Origin of the sequence: Ruminococcus flavefaciens (genome assembly GCF_900108555.1) — a bacterium.
Taxonomy (GTDB): Bacteria; Bacillota; Clostridia; order Oscillospirales; family Ruminococcaceae; genus Ruminococcus; species Ruminococcus flavefaciens_P.
Genome location: NZ_FNWV01000015.1, coordinates 48,832 through 62,928, shown reverse-complemented (window position 1 = coordinate 62,928; position 14,097 = coordinate 48,832). Strand labels below are relative to the sequence as shown.

General features: G+C 40.6%; 11 protein-coding genes. 4 read left to right on the top strand and 7 right to left on the bottom strand.

Going from position 1 to position 14,097, the window contains the following annotated elements; all coding sequences use genetic code 11:
* Positions 1-978 (bottom strand): sugar phosphate isomerase/epimerase family protein (locus BLW60_RS14815; RefSeq protein ID WP_175460950.1); only part of this gene is annotated, 978 nt, incomplete at its 3' end.
* 597 nt (positions 979-1,575) lie between these two features.
* Positions 1,576-1,941 (bottom strand): integrase core domain-containing protein, encoded by a 366-nt coding sequence (locus BLW60_RS14810; protein WP_139283436.1) that lies wholly within the window; start codon positions 1,939-1,941, stop codon positions 1,576-1,578.
* Positions 1,942-2,197: 256 nt separating this feature from the next.
* Between BLW60_RS14810 and BLW60_RS14805 the strand changes: the two genes are divergently transcribed.
* Positions 2,198-4,876 (top strand): dockerin type I domain-containing protein, encoded by a 2,679-nt coding sequence (locus BLW60_RS14805; RefSeq protein WP_074718764.1) that lies wholly within the window; start codon positions 2,198-2,200, stop codon positions 4,874-4,876.
* Between the two features lie 170 nt (positions 4,877-5,046).
* On the opposite strand, the gene BLW60_RS14800 is transcribed toward BLW60_RS14805, so the two are convergent.
* Genes BLW60_RS14800 through BLW60_RS14780 form a run of 5 tightly spaced genes read right to left on the bottom strand, consistent with a single transcriptional unit; the run spans position 5,047 to position 9,722 of the window.
* The gene (locus tag BLW60_RS14800; RefSeq protein WP_074718762.1) at positions 5,047-6,975 is read right to left on the bottom strand and encodes a serine hydrolase domain-containing protein; all 1,929 of its coding nucleotides are present in this window, start codon (positions 6,973-6,975) and stop codon (positions 5,047-5,049) included.
* A gap of 14 nt (positions 6,976-6,989) precedes the next feature.
* Positions 6,990-7,769, bottom strand: a complete 780-nt coding sequence (locus BLW60_RS14795) for an ABC-2 transporter permease (RefSeq protein ID WP_074718760.1) — start codon at positions 7,767-7,769, stop codon at positions 6,990-6,992.
* 11 nt (positions 7,770-7,780) lie between these two features.
* Positions 7,781-8,494 carry a hypothetical protein gene (locus BLW60_RS14790; protein ID WP_074718758.1) on the bottom strand — a complete coding sequence of 238 codons (714 nt, stop codon included), beginning with the start codon at positions 8,492-8,494 and terminating at the stop codon, positions 7,781-7,783.
* On the bottom strand, positions 8,463-9,347 hold the full coding sequence (locus tag BLW60_RS14785) for an ABC transporter ATP-binding protein (RefSeq protein WP_074718756.1): 885 nt from the start codon (positions 9,345-9,347) through the stop codon (positions 8,463-8,465). The genes BLW60_RS14790 and BLW60_RS14785 overlap by 32 nt, the downstream gene beginning before the upstream one ends.
* A gap of 3 nt (positions 9,348-9,350) precedes the next feature.
* On the bottom strand, positions 9,351-9,722 hold the full coding sequence (locus BLW60_RS14780) for a GntR family transcriptional regulator (RefSeq protein ID WP_074718754.1): 372 nt from the start codon (positions 9,720-9,722) through the stop codon (positions 9,351-9,353).
* A gap of 499 nt (positions 9,723-10,221) precedes the next feature.
* On the opposite strand from BLW60_RS14780, the gene BLW60_RS14775 reads away from it, so the two are divergent.
* From BLW60_RS14775 to BLW60_RS14765, 3 genes are all read left to right on the top strand, one after another.
* A complete protein-coding gene (locus BLW60_RS14775) occupies positions 10,222-12,057 on the top strand; it encodes a leucine-rich repeat domain-containing protein (RefSeq protein WP_074718752.1) in 1,836 nt (611 codons plus the stop codon).
* A 215-nt stretch (positions 12,058-12,272) separates the two neighbouring features.
* Positions 12,273-13,010 (top strand): AAC(3) family N-acetyltransferase, encoded by a 738-nt coding sequence (locus BLW60_RS14770; RefSeq protein ID WP_074718750.1) that lies wholly within the window; start codon positions 12,273-12,275, stop codon positions 13,008-13,010.
* Positions 13,007-13,447 carry a rhodanese-like domain-containing protein gene (locus BLW60_RS14765; RefSeq protein WP_074718748.1) on the top strand — a complete coding sequence of 147 codons (441 nt, stop codon included), beginning with the start codon at positions 13,007-13,009 and terminating at the stop codon, positions 13,445-13,447. Before BLW60_RS14770 ends, BLW60_RS14765 begins: the two co-directional genes overlap by 4 nt.
* The last annotated feature ends 650 nt before the right edge of the window (positions 13,448-14,097 follow it).

Sequence of the window (14,097 nt, the reverse complement as noted above, 5' to 3'; positions counted from 1 at the left end):
GGGATATGTTCTTGTATAGTCAAGCTCAGTATAGCGGAATGCATACTGATTAGGGAACTGCTCACAGATACGGTCAAGTATATCAGGGAAAGTATAGTTGAGGATACGCTCCTTTGGCCACGGATACTGTCCGTCACCTCTCATGTTTGTCTGGAGAGAGTGCTTGTGGGCTTTTTTGTAAGGAGCCATATACTCAGCGAACTGAGGTATAACTATACCTGCGTCGCTAAGGTCTCTTGCCCATCGTTTTACCCATTCAAGTGAGATATAGCCGTTATAGTTGATAGTGTCAAGAGCTTCGATCATTGCCTTTACGGGAATATCACCTGTGCCCATGATGCGGTACTCAACTGTACCGTCCTCGCGCATGACACTGTCCTTTACCTGTATATATTTTATGTACTCGCCGAGATTTGCAACTGTTGTCTCGGGAGCTTCGTTGTTATAACGATATGGGTGGTGCATATCCCAGAGTGCAGCCACCTTGCGGCTCTTTACTCTGTCAAGTACTGCTGCAAGACGTGCTGTGTCTGAATATACGCCGTTTGTCTCTACGAGAAGTGTTACATTGTACTCCTCTGCGATAGGTACCAGCTTCCGGAGTGCCTCAACGATATAATCATCATCTATCTCATCAACAGGAGCCGGATCAAGATCAGCCAGTATTCTTATATAAGATGCATTGAGTTTCTGTGCAAGCTGTGCATATGCCTTTATCTCGTCCTCAGCTGCCTGATACTTATCCTTGAATTTAAGGCAGGCACCTGATGAAAGACATGGTATCTCAAGTCCCAGTGATTTTAACTTAGAAATGGTATTTGGCAGCTGTGCTTCTGTAAAAGGCTGGGCCTTAACAGAAAAAATCTCGTTTCCGAGACCTCTGATCTCAATTCCGTCAAATTTAAAATCCTTTGCCATTGAGTAGATGTCTGTCCACGACCATTCGGGACAAGCCAGAGTTGAAAATCCGATCTTCATTTTTATCATTCCTTTACATATTTTTAAGTACTAAAATTCATTAACGCCGCAAATTCTGTTTATAACATAGATGTCAGGATATTAGTGATAGCATTTTTCACCTTCCTTTGCTTGGAACGATAAAAACAAAACCCGTCCCAAAGCGTAAGATTGCTTTGAGACGGGTATTATACAATACTCGCGGTACCACTCAAATTGCGGATATAAAAATCCGCCACCTCTTCGAAGCCTGTCAACTTCTATGCACTAACGCAGCATTCACGGGAACCATCTACTGGGTGTTTGAACCTTTGGGAGTTCCGGCTCAGAAGGGAGAAGTACAGATTCCAAGCATTACTGATTCGCACCAACCATCAGTTCTCTGAAATGCTTTCGCCCTGACTATTCTTCGTCACAGCCTATGTTCAGGATTATATCATACAATGATCCGTTTGTCAATACCTTTGTCAGAAAAAATTTTTTTATTCTCGCAAATTTTGTTAGATTAAAATACAAAAATTCGTTTCATAACAGGAGTCAGATATATTGTAAGTCGTTTTAAGTTTTTCAGATATGCTTAGTAATTGTTGGTTTGTCAATGATATAAGACAAGTTAAATCAAAAAACTTTGCCGAATTTGAGGAGAGAGTTGATGTAATCGGCAGGTGAATTCCAGTTAAGAGGACGCATAGGAAAGTTATTGTATTTTCTGTTGTGAACAGCTAATTGCTTCTTGAAATCATCGAATGAATAGAACTTGTGGGTGGCATAAAAGTATTCGTTATCCTTACGGTGTGAACGCTCCAACTTGCCGTTATGTCGAGGAGTATAGGGCTTTATCAGTTTATGTTTTATTCCAAGCTGTTTTAATTCCTTTTCAAAAGATATAAGTGTTGGCTTCTCATAACTGCCAAGATGTTTTGTGAATTCAGCTCCGTTGTCGGTTTGAATGCATTCTGCTTTGAACTTAAAAGCTTTGAGCATATGCTTGAGGAACACAGCATAGCTGTAGGAACTATGCTACTCAAAGGCTTCTAAATAACGAAAGCGAAAATATTGTTTATCGCACTTTTTGATTGTTCGTAAGGTGTTCAGGTAGGTTCGCCAAATAAAAGCAGATTTTCAGCATAATTATTTATAAGTAATTATATACCGTTAAATGGTACTGGTCGCAAATTTTGACTTGATTTTCTCCTTATTTTGTTTTATACTTGAAAAGCATTAATTTTTAGGAGGAAATATGAAAATCACAAGACTTATTGCAGCTGCAATGTCAATGACATTTTTGCTTGGAACAGCTGCGGGTACGAACAATTACATCTTAAAAAATCATATGATAGTGAACGCAGAAGATACTGCTGTCGAGGTAAAATATACTCTCGGTGATGTTAACAACGACGGCAGCATAAACGCTATTGACGCTTCTTCAGTGCTTTCGCATTATGCATCGGCTTCTACTATTCAGGAGGGTGGATTTAATGAAGAACAGCTGATCGCAGCGGACGTAAATCTTGACGGAATAGTTGATGCAGTTGATGCATCATGTATTCTGGCGTACTACGCTTATGCATCAACTGCATCAGGGAATATCGTATCAATAGCTGAATTTATTCGATCAAGAGCAAATAAAGCAGAAGAGTTACCAGTTTTGAGCAGTTTCTCAGCGGAACCACATTATATTTACATCAATACGGAAGAAACTGTAAAATTCACAGTTAAATCTGCTGAAAGTTTTCCGAATGACACGGTATCTCTTTATGATGAAAACAATAATTTCGTGTCATATATGTTTGATGACGGTACCAACGGCGATGAGAAAGCTAATGACGGAATATATTCAAAGGATATCGTTCTCGGTTCAGATGATTTCGACAACATAAAATACTACGCCGCAGCCGGCAAGTATAAAAGTGATAAGCGCAATATATGCTTTTACAGAGATCTGACAGAAGATGATCTGAATGGTACTTTAGCTATTCTTGATGATATGAATGGTCTCACGTTTGCGGACGCCTGCACATATATAAAAAGCTCTGATAAAGTAAGAATCTTTTCAATAGATGAAGAAAACTCTTCGATAAGCTTTCAGAGTATTTACGGATATCATGCTTTATGGACGGAAGATTCCGAAGAAGATATAAGGACTTGCGGCAGAGGACAATTTTCATATCGAACCGATGAGTATGAGATAAATGAGGAAGATTTTGAAAAAGGTAACTACAGTATAATACAGAAATTGTATGATTACACTTTAGGCAGGCTAAAGGAATGTGATATAAAACTTGCTAAACATAGCAAGAAAAAAGTTGCAGTACTCAAGCAGACAAAATTCAAATATAACGCTGACGTTATGGTGCAGGTAGGTGACTGTATCGCACAGACATTAAACCTCGGTTCAAGTGAATATAAAAACGAAGATGAAATAAGAGACTCTCAGCTTACTGTTCTTGATGCTGATGAAACAGATGTTATTGAAGAGCTAAAGCATCTTAATGATTATAATACGGTTATATTCGATGCTCACGGCGGATATTTCGAACATAATGATGAATATGTATGCAATATTGCTACAGGAGTGGAAATTACAAAAGAAGAGAAAAAACAGATAAAGTTAAACCAGCATAAATACTCTCAGGACGTTTCAAGCTATAACTTAGTCATATGTGGAGAAAATGATCCTGAGACAAATAAAATAAGATATGAGCTTTTATTCACTCCGGGATTCATTAGTGATTACTACCCCGGAAGCAATGACCTGAGTGATTCGCTTTGGATACTTGGCGACTGCCATAGCCTGCAAAATGACGGATTTTACACCGCGCTGCACAATGCCGGAGCTAAAACAGTCATCGGTTTTTCCAATACTGTAAGTGAGCTTTATCGTAATAATGTTGTATTGGAAACATTGATAAACGGTATGATCTTATCCGCAGATACAGCCAATGACAGTTTAAGAGAAGCAGAATTAATGTTTGGCAGAACTGATCCGTATATTTATGATATAGAAAAAATAATTACCGAACCCGTTATAAGAGGAGATCTGAACTATCGCTTTGTAGATGAGATAAGTCTGAAGGACCTGTATGAGATCGAATCAACACAGGGTCCGATCAGTATCGGATTTCCTACTCTTGATACAGGAACAAGCTCTGATAAGAGAACTATAGAAATATTACAGAAGCTCTATGATAAATTAGACGGTGCAAAAAATGCTACATATATGACTTATGCAGGTGAAGTTGGACTTGCTTTCGGCCGTAAGTATAAGCATAATGGTCTGGATTACGGTACTTACGAGAGCTTCGACGAAATAATCAACTGTGCAAGATCAATTGAATATCCTTTTGAACTCATAAGAAAAAAAGCATACAATTCCAAATATCCGCTTGCAGATGTGGGCTATTATTACGATAATAACAAGGACCCATATATACACGGTGCAGGTTATACTCAGACTGAAAAGAAAGACGCTGACAATGACAACGAGGACGAATTGATAAAGGTACTGCATGATACTGCTAAAGGAAGTACTTTCAACCTTTTCAATATTATGCTTAACAGAGGCGTGAACAACGATCACTGGTATACAGGAAACTGCAATTCGATCATAACTGTGATAAAAGATGATTATTACTATGATACTCACAATAGTCATTATGGCTGGGATCATACCAAAGATGAATACAAGTTTAACTACTTCAAGAATAAACAGCTGGCAGATGAAAAAGGCATCACGATCGACGAAAAAGCTTCAGGCGGAGGATATGTATTTGAAAATCATATATTCTACATCATTGACCTGCGTGAAGGACATGATTATGATCTTGATGAGATCTGCAAACAATCGGGCGGTAGATATGTAAAGTATTCGGAAGCAAATCTCGATTATCTTATCGATCTGATAAATAAAAGAAGATAAGCTGATATGCAGTGATAGTAAATTAAAGTAAACAGTGTACAGAAAACAAATAGAAGATCTATAAACTATGATAAAACAACAGCTCCCGTAAGGGAGCTGTTGCTTTTAGATAATAAGTATTTATAAAAGTGCTTCAATTACTATTATCGTGGCTGTATTCTTCAAAAAATTCAGCAGCACCAGAAGTTATACATCTCGAAGAATATCATTGCGGATACGGTTATAAGGTTTCCTGTAAAGCATGACAGACTGCGTATTCTTCCGTAGGGGAGTTTCTTTTTTGTTATGAATGAGTAAGCGGCGGCAAGAAGAGCAGCTACGCATATAACCATACATATGATCTGAGTAATGCCTATGATCATGCCTTGGGTCTTGGTTAGGCCGTCAGTGTTTTCTTCATTTATGCGGAATATCACAATGGATATCATTGCTGCAAGTGATATTATCTTTGCAAACTGTCCTGCGGTGATGATGTGTGCAAAGGACAGGGGAGAAGCCTTGCGTGCTTTGTTGAGTTTGCGCTTTGCAAGGAGTATGAACAGTGAAGCAACTCCGCAGAGCATAAAGCCAGCAAGGAGACAGAGCTTAGGCACATAATGCTTTATTTCAAGGTATTCCGAGCAGCTGTTTACAATACCGTGTCTGCCGTCAGAATGTTCAACTATGCTGTAAATAGTATCATCGTAATATTCTTCGGAATGATATTCAAGAAATACACCGTCAGCGACCTTCGCAGCGTTTATACTGTCAATTGAGAATGCATCCATGTATAGTATGAATTTACCTAAGCCTGCTGCATGGGTACGAGTGTCTGAATAGTATCCACTGTAGGGCGTCAGATCAAATTTTTCATAGTTTTCACCGATATATTTTTTTGCCTTCAATCTGCCGAAAACAAATTGACATAAATAGTTCGGGAAATCATCACCGCAGTTTGAAAGACCTACAACTCCGAATTTTGATACGGGATCGAATTCCATATTAGCAACGCAGCCAAAAGTAGCTCCTGTATGTCCGAAGGTACGGGTATAGTTATATTCCTTAACGTCAAAGCCATAGCTGAAGCTGGGGATATCTGTGTTTCCGTAGAATGAGGAGCCTGAGAACAGCTTCTCCTGTGTTTCAGCATTCTTGAACAGTGGGTGGTCATCGTTGACTAAAGCCTGTGCGTAGGTGGCAAGATCGCCAAGAGTACCCGTTATTGAGCCGCAGGGATATAACTGATCATTGAAAAGGCAGGTGCCCTTGGACTTGAATTCTTCGATCATCTCTTCCTCTGTTGTTCCGTCTGCATTTTCTTGATAGTTGTTATGCGTGGATATTTCATAGCAGTTCATTTTCAGACGCTGCTCTCTTACCCACGGATTATCAGTGAAGTCAGGTCCTGCCGACGTGTGTTCCATACCGAGAGGCTCGAATATATTCTTGTGTACGTAGTCAACGTAGTCCATACCGCTGACACGCTGAACGATAAGTCCTGCAAGAGAAGCAGCCCAGTTTGAGTAAGAAGCCACCTCTCCCGGACGGTAGGTCTGAGCAGGCTCGACATTTTTTAGAGCTTCTTCAAGTGACGGCATTTCAGCCATATCCTCTGATGTGGAGTCGTAAAACTTCTCACACCAGCCGCCTTTGTGGTTCATTATGTCCATAAGTGTAATGGGATCGTCATATTTGAGGTGGCGAAAGAAATCATCGGGGAGATATGTGCGGATATCCTCTCCAAGGTCGATCTTTCCCTGTTCCCAGAGCTGCATGATGCTTACCCATACAAAGGTTTTGGAGATGCTTCCCCACTCGAATACGCTGTTTTCGTCCGCGAGGGTGTGCTCCTCGATATTTGTGCAGCCGTAGTAACGTGTATAGAGTATCTCGTTGTCGTGAAAAATAAGCTCCACACGAGCACTGTCGGTCTTGCTATGTTCGGTATTGTATGGATGTGCGTCTATTTTTTTCTGACTGCTTATAACCGAGCTGACCGTTGCTCCTGACGGGCATTTTAGTTCGTCATCATCTTCTGCAAAGGCACTGAATGGCTGAGTGCATACTGTAAGTACAGCCGCAGCAACAAGAGCGGCAGTTTTGTGCAGTATTTTTTTCATGTATATCCACCTCCTCATAGCTCACGTGCTTCATAATCCACTACCGAGCACACAAGCTGATAGATGGTGAAGCCGAAGCCAATAAATATAAGTGCGATACTTAGCAGCATACCGTTCATGGGAGCTGCCAGTGCAAATATCATATTTATAAACACTACAAATGTAGGCTTCAGTATATTTATATTGAATATAAAAATAATGGCAGCTGATACGGCACAGACCAGTGCGATACCACCTAAGAATTTAAGGAAGCTTCTTATCAGGGAGTTGCTCTTGCTTGAAATGCCCTTTTTGAAGTATCTTCTGTGCTGACCTGCCATGACCATGAGGGTAACAGCGAAAATAAACCAGAATATGGAGTTTTCCAGAGCTTTCATCTGAATACCTGTACCGAAACCGCTTGATTTTTCGTATAATTCATTAACGTCTTTTGAAAGAGTTGTTCCGTGGAAATCGCTGAATTTCTCCATTATGAGATACAGGATAAAAATAATTGCCGAAAAAACGGTATATATTCCGGTAGTCAGAGCAAAGCGCGAAATGACAATGCTTTTTCTGTCGGTAGGGATAACTGAGAATATTTTTCCTGCATTATGAGTCTTTTCTGCCATGGTAATAAAGGGCACGAGCATGACTCCAAGTACAACGATGCTGAATACCATGAATATGGCTTCCGAGAGCATTCCAATAGCTACGAATATAACAGTAAGCCCGAGAATAAGGAAGAATTTGCCTTTATTTCTGCCCTTTGCCGATATGAGATCGACTCGCATAAGGTCGATTATCTTTTTCATATTGTCCCTCCTTACAGTTCTTTGGTTGATGATTTTTTAACTGTGATCGTGCATAAAAGATAGGCTGCGGCTAAGGTGACCGCATTGAGTACAGCGATCGACAGCCATTTGCCTGCCGTAGTGGGTGGCAGAAGTATATTCTTTAATGCGTAGAGCATTTTGGTATATATCATAACAGAGATAAAAGTTGCTATTGCAGCAAATACAGCCACGACTATTATAAGCTCACGTATGGCAGCCTCAATGTTTTTTATCTCCGCGCGCATCTGTGCAAAGCAGAGAACTATGGTTATGAAGGCAAATGCCGCAGCGGCAATAAGATAAAGAGATCCGAATTTATTCTCCGGCATTTTTGTAAGATCTTCTGCAAAACTCATTAGTTTTTCGGGGAGGATCTTATACAGTGACGAGTTTCTTGTAATGAGAAAGCACAGAAACGCGAGAAGCTCACCAGCGAACATGGTAACGGTTATCTCAATGAAAAGAGCCTTTATTACAGCACTTCTGCGAACAGGCAGCATACCGTAGAGTCTTTTACAGCTTGAATTGTTGATCCCCTGTACGGGGGCGATTATCATTACAAAGCTAACGATACAGAAAATACCAATTGGTATGCTGAACAGTGCGGCTATGATACATACAGCAGTAAATATGGCTACATACGGCACAGTGAGCCTGCTGACGGAGATAAGATCAAATCTTATCATTTTCATTATGTCGTTCATATCTGTCCTCCTTTGCAACATAGACCAGTATTTCGTCGATGTTAGCCTTTTCAGTCTCAAGCTTGTCGGTGACATCGCTGAGATGCTCGGTGCTGAGAAGTGCGTCGAAGCCGTTTCTGTAGCCGTGGAAGCCTATGCACTTTTCACGCAGGGCAGAGGAGATGTCCTCTTCAGCACCTCTGAGGATAACGTATTTTTCGCTGAGTTCGTCTTTAGTTCCAGTGAACCAAACTCTGCCGTTGTGGAGAATGGTAACGTAATCGGCAATACGCTCCACATCAGATGTGATATGTGTAGAGAAAAGGACACTTCTGTTTTCGTCCTCGATGTATTCCGCAAGTATATCAAGGAGTTCGTCACGAGCAACGGGATCAAGACCGCTTGTAGGTTCGTCAAGTATCATGAAGTCAGCCTTGTGTGACAGTGCAATGGCTATCATCAGCTTCATTTTCATGCCCTTTGAGAATTCGCAGACACGTTTGTTGTCAGGAAGTCCGAAGGATTTCAGTCTGTTTGTGAATTCATTGCTGTCCCAGTCCTTGTAGAATGGTTTCAGCTGTTTTTCTATCTGTTTTGCAGTGAGGTGGTCTGCAAGGTAAAGGCTGTCAAAGACCACACCCAGCTTTTCCTTTATGGCTATTGTGTCTGTAACGCTGTCGAGACCGAAAACGCTGATCTTTCCGCTGTCTATATTTGCCATATTGAGTATTGAGCGGATAGTAGTGGTCTTACCCGAGCCGTTTTCGCCTACAAATCCCATTATATAACCCTTAGGCAGGGAAAAGCTGACATCTTTAAGTGCAAAGTTGTCGTAAGCTTTGTTGAGTCCTTTTATTTCCAGAATGTTCTCCATAAATCATTCCTCCATGAATTTTTTTAGTGCGGCGATGATGTCGTCATCGGAAAGTCCGGCATTTCTGCCGTTAAGTACGGCTTTCTCGAAGCCTTCTTCCATTTCACAGAGCATTCGCTCGCGCAGCAGTTCATTGTTGCGCGGAGCAACAAAGTACCCCTTGCCTGTGACGGAGATAATAAACCCCTCCTCGGCAAGGTCGTTGTAAACTCTTGTAGTGGTGATAACGCTTATCTTCAGATCTCTGGCAAGCTGGCGGATAGACGGCAGCTGCTCGTCCTCTGTGACGCTTCCCTCAAGTATCTGAGCTTTTATCTGCTGCTCTATCTGTTCGTAGATAGGCAGCTCTGATTTATTTTTTATAACGATCTTCATAGTGCACTCCTTCGTTATACTGTATATATTACCGTATATACAGTATAACACGAATATAGAAGTTTGTCAATATCATATCTGTAAATATTCTGTGATAGCATCGCAAATAACGTTTTTATCAGAATTATTAAATTAAACTCAATTATTCCTCACTAATTTTTATGTCTAAAAATAAAAAACAGCTCCCGTGAAGGAAGTGTTGATTTTTGATACCGTGCCTCACTGGCTTTATACTGTAATAGTGATGATAATACGAGTGACGAAGTAAGTTGCATTTCTAGGGCGGTAAGTTGTGTTTTTCATGGGGTAAGTTGCATTGACAGATTTAAAAAAAACGTGTTATCATTAATATATAAAACACAAGTTTACTATTTCTACAGTAATCTGTGCGCGCACCGCCTCAAAGGTGGGATACTGTCGAGCTTAATTTGTGTATGTTTTTATGAAGAAAATACTATAAAATGATTTACCCAAAATGTAAAAAATGAGGAGGAATACTATGAAACACTATTTGCGAAAATTTATCGCAGTATCTGCAGTAGCACTCACTATGATAACGGCACTTCCAGCGGGAATCGGAACATCAGAACTCATAACACCGATAACAGCTGCAGCAGCCACAATAACGTCGGGACAGATCGGTATCGAATACAAAGTTTCTGACGAAGTAACGCTCTACTTTTACCCCGATATGGAAAATCACCACATGGAGGTATGGGGAAGTAAGATCACGGGAGATAATGTTGAGGTAAATATCCCTGACACATTCACCTACAACGGCGAGGAATTCACCGTTACAGCTATACGCCCCCACGCATTCTACAATCAGACCAATCTCGGTTCAATACGAGGCAGCAGCGAGCATATCACCTCTATCGGTCAGGGTGCCTTTTATGGATGTACCAATCTGACAGATCTTTACATCAACAACCGCGGTGGCTACAGCTCTGTTGAATACATAGGTCCCTGCGCATTTGAGGGCTGTTCTTCACTTTTAAGCCTCGGCTTTGCAAGTTATACCGACGAGATAGGAGCTCATGCATTCTGGGGCTGCACAAGTTTATATAATATTTATCTTTATGATATAAAGACACTCGGAAACGCTGCATTTTATAACTGCTCGGGAGCAGATACGATCGAACTGTCACGTTCGGAGGAGCTGTCAAGGATACCGGATCATGCATTCTGGGGTTGCAGCAGTGCCAAGGAGATACATCTGCCCGAGAATATCTACGAGATCGGCGTACAGTCTTTCGCAGGCTGTACAAATTTCACCACGGTTAATATCCCCGATAATGTCACAACAATTGGCTCGGCAGCCTTTATGAGCTGCGATTCGCTGAGAAATGTCCTTATGTCGGATAGTATCATTTCAGTAGGTGACCATGCCTTCTTCCTGTGCCCGAATATGAAATACTTCGTCAGCAAGAATCCCAACGCCTTTCTCGGAGATTATTCCGTAGGCTGGCATCTTCTTGATAACGGTATGCCCGTAGCAAATGATGATTTCGTTGTCTGGAGCACCGGAAACGGCAGAGTAAAGAACTATGCCGCCAATAACGGTCTGACTTACCACGATATCAGCGACGCAGCATCTTTAGCATCAACACGCTACAAAAATTACGAGTGGGCAAAATCCAATAATGCATCTGCGTGGGGCTCAAACAACAAATACTACTTTGGTACGTATCATAACCCCTACGCAAATGGATATATCAACAAGCAGTTTAAAGGCATCTGCAACGGTTTGGCTGTTATCAGTGCTCTGACATCTCAGGGATATCTTTCGGTATCCGACTATGCACCACTGTTTGACAGAATCAAAGATATATCCGCAGGCGACACAATGCCGAGCTTCGTAAAGTCTTATGCTACAACAGTATGGGCAAATTCAGATGTATATTTAGATGATTACAACACAGAATGGTCCACTAATCATTTTGGCAAGGAAATGATGAAGTATGCGGAAAATATCACCTACGGGGCTGACGCAGCAATATTCGTTATAGATGGTACTTTCGATAAAGCCGGACACGCTATGGTATGCTTCGGTCTGGAGTTCAAAGACTATGCCTCCGACAAGAACACAGCCAAATGGAACGGCTGGGACGCAAGGTTCCTGATATATGATGTGAACAGACCGTCTCATAGCAGTTATGATTATTGCTATGTCAACTTCTCGGACGGAAGCTGGTATTGTAAACGTTATCTTGACTATGGATATGATACATCAAAAAACCATATCAGTATGACTCATTCTTATGATAAAATGGTATCAAGAAGCAATATGACACCGGATGAATTCTTTGATGCTATTCGCTATAATAATTCGTAATCTTCCAAAACATAAGGCTCAGAATTAATGATATAACTATAAGGACCGCCTGCACAGGCGGTCTCTTTTGTTACAATATTGAATTTCTTTTGCTATAGTTGAGTTTCCGTTTTTGTATTTACATTGTATAAGTGATATGATATAATAGGTTACAAGAAACGAAAAAGGATATATATGGGACAGAAAGAGATTATCTACAGGGAGAGAAATGTATAATGGTAACTAAGGAGGAATTAAAAAAAGCATTGATTGAACTGGGCGTTGAAAATGGTATGATATTGGAAGTTCACAGTTCGCTCAGCAGCTTTGGTAAACTTGAAGGTGGGGCGGATACGGTTATTGAAACTCTGAAAGAAGTGGTCAGTGAAGAGGGAAGTATATTTATGCCCGCTCTCAGATTGAGCAGAGAGCTTGAACTTTCTGAAGCTGATAAAAATCTTGGTATCACCGTAAAAATAAAGATACTCGATCCAGACGCTGAACGTACTGCTATGGGAATAGTTGCAGATACATTCAGAAAAATGACTGATGTGTATACCGGACGTGATACTATAAGTACATCCGGTTGGGGAAAACATGGTAAAGAGGCTCTGACAGGCGGACTTGATCATGCCATAAAGAACGGCGGAAAAGCACTACTTCTTGGAGTGGATATATACAAGTTTACAGCTATGCACTATGTTGAAGCAATAACTCCAAAAGATATCACAGAAAAATTTGCAACAAATAAAGAAATTGATAATTTATACCCACCTGATAAATGGTTCATTGAAGCAGGGCATCCTCCTGTAAAGGCATGGTATACCATACAAAAAAAGGCATACGAAAAAGGCTTAATAAAAGAAGCATATATAGGCAGCTGCAAAGCGATGTTCTTTGATATATTGTCGGTTGTGTCCATATATGAGAACGAACTGAAAACAGATCCTTATGGATTATGGGGGATGAAATGAATAGTAAAATATTGATAATAGTTACTTCCTTGTGTATGTTACTGTCAGCCTGCGGCAATAGGATAAGCTCATCTGAAAACGTTCAGTCGGAAGTTCAGACAACTACTGTTGCTGAAACCATGACCTATCAGCAGGTAACGCAGGAAAAAGCCAAGGAAATGATGAAGGCTGACGACGGACATATTATCGTCGATGTGCGGCGGCAGGACGAGTACGACAGCGGTCATATCCCCGATGCAATATTGATTCCAAATGAGTCTATTGGCACTGAAAAGCCGAAGGAACTGTCAGACCTTGATCAGGTCATTCTTATATACTGCCGAAGCGGACGCCGCAGCAAAGAGGCTTCTCAAAAGCTGGCAGATATGGGTTATACGAATATCTATGAGTTCGGCGGAATCATTGACTGGACGGGCGAAATAGTTACAAGTCCTTGATATTAACCACGGCTGGCTTGTTTTGTACTTTTCATAAATGGTATTATAAACAGCAATGGCATTGTTGCGAAAAGAGAATATATGTATCTGAACTCAGAGTATACGGGCGTGGCTATCAGAAGAGTCGCCCATACTCCGAATACAGGTAAATACGCCAGAAGAACAGTTTTTCATGGCGTAATGATGCTACACAGATCATAAATAAAAATATCTACACATTCATGCCTATACTCCAGAATAGTCCTAAAAACGGAGTATGTTTATACGCGTTTGAGTAACTATCCATAAAATTGTTGTAAGTATTTGAAGCTACCGTTTCAGAAAAATCAAATTGATCATCATTTCTGTTAACAGCAAATACCCAGTATGGAGAATCAGGGTACCAATAGCCGTATGTCTGATTGACATATGTTTCAAGGTAAAGGTTTGGATTGGCAATGCCCAATTCTAAAAAAAAGCTTGATATACTCTTTTTTATGTTCAACGATATATTCCTGATTTTTACTTGCTCTAACAAGACTCTTGATGTCATCTGAAATGAACGGATAATAACTATACGTATTGAAACAAAGGAAAGCAATACGGATTTTTACATTGACAATGCTTATGTTGCAGAAGCCGGAGTTCGCTCCTATATGAATAAACTTATT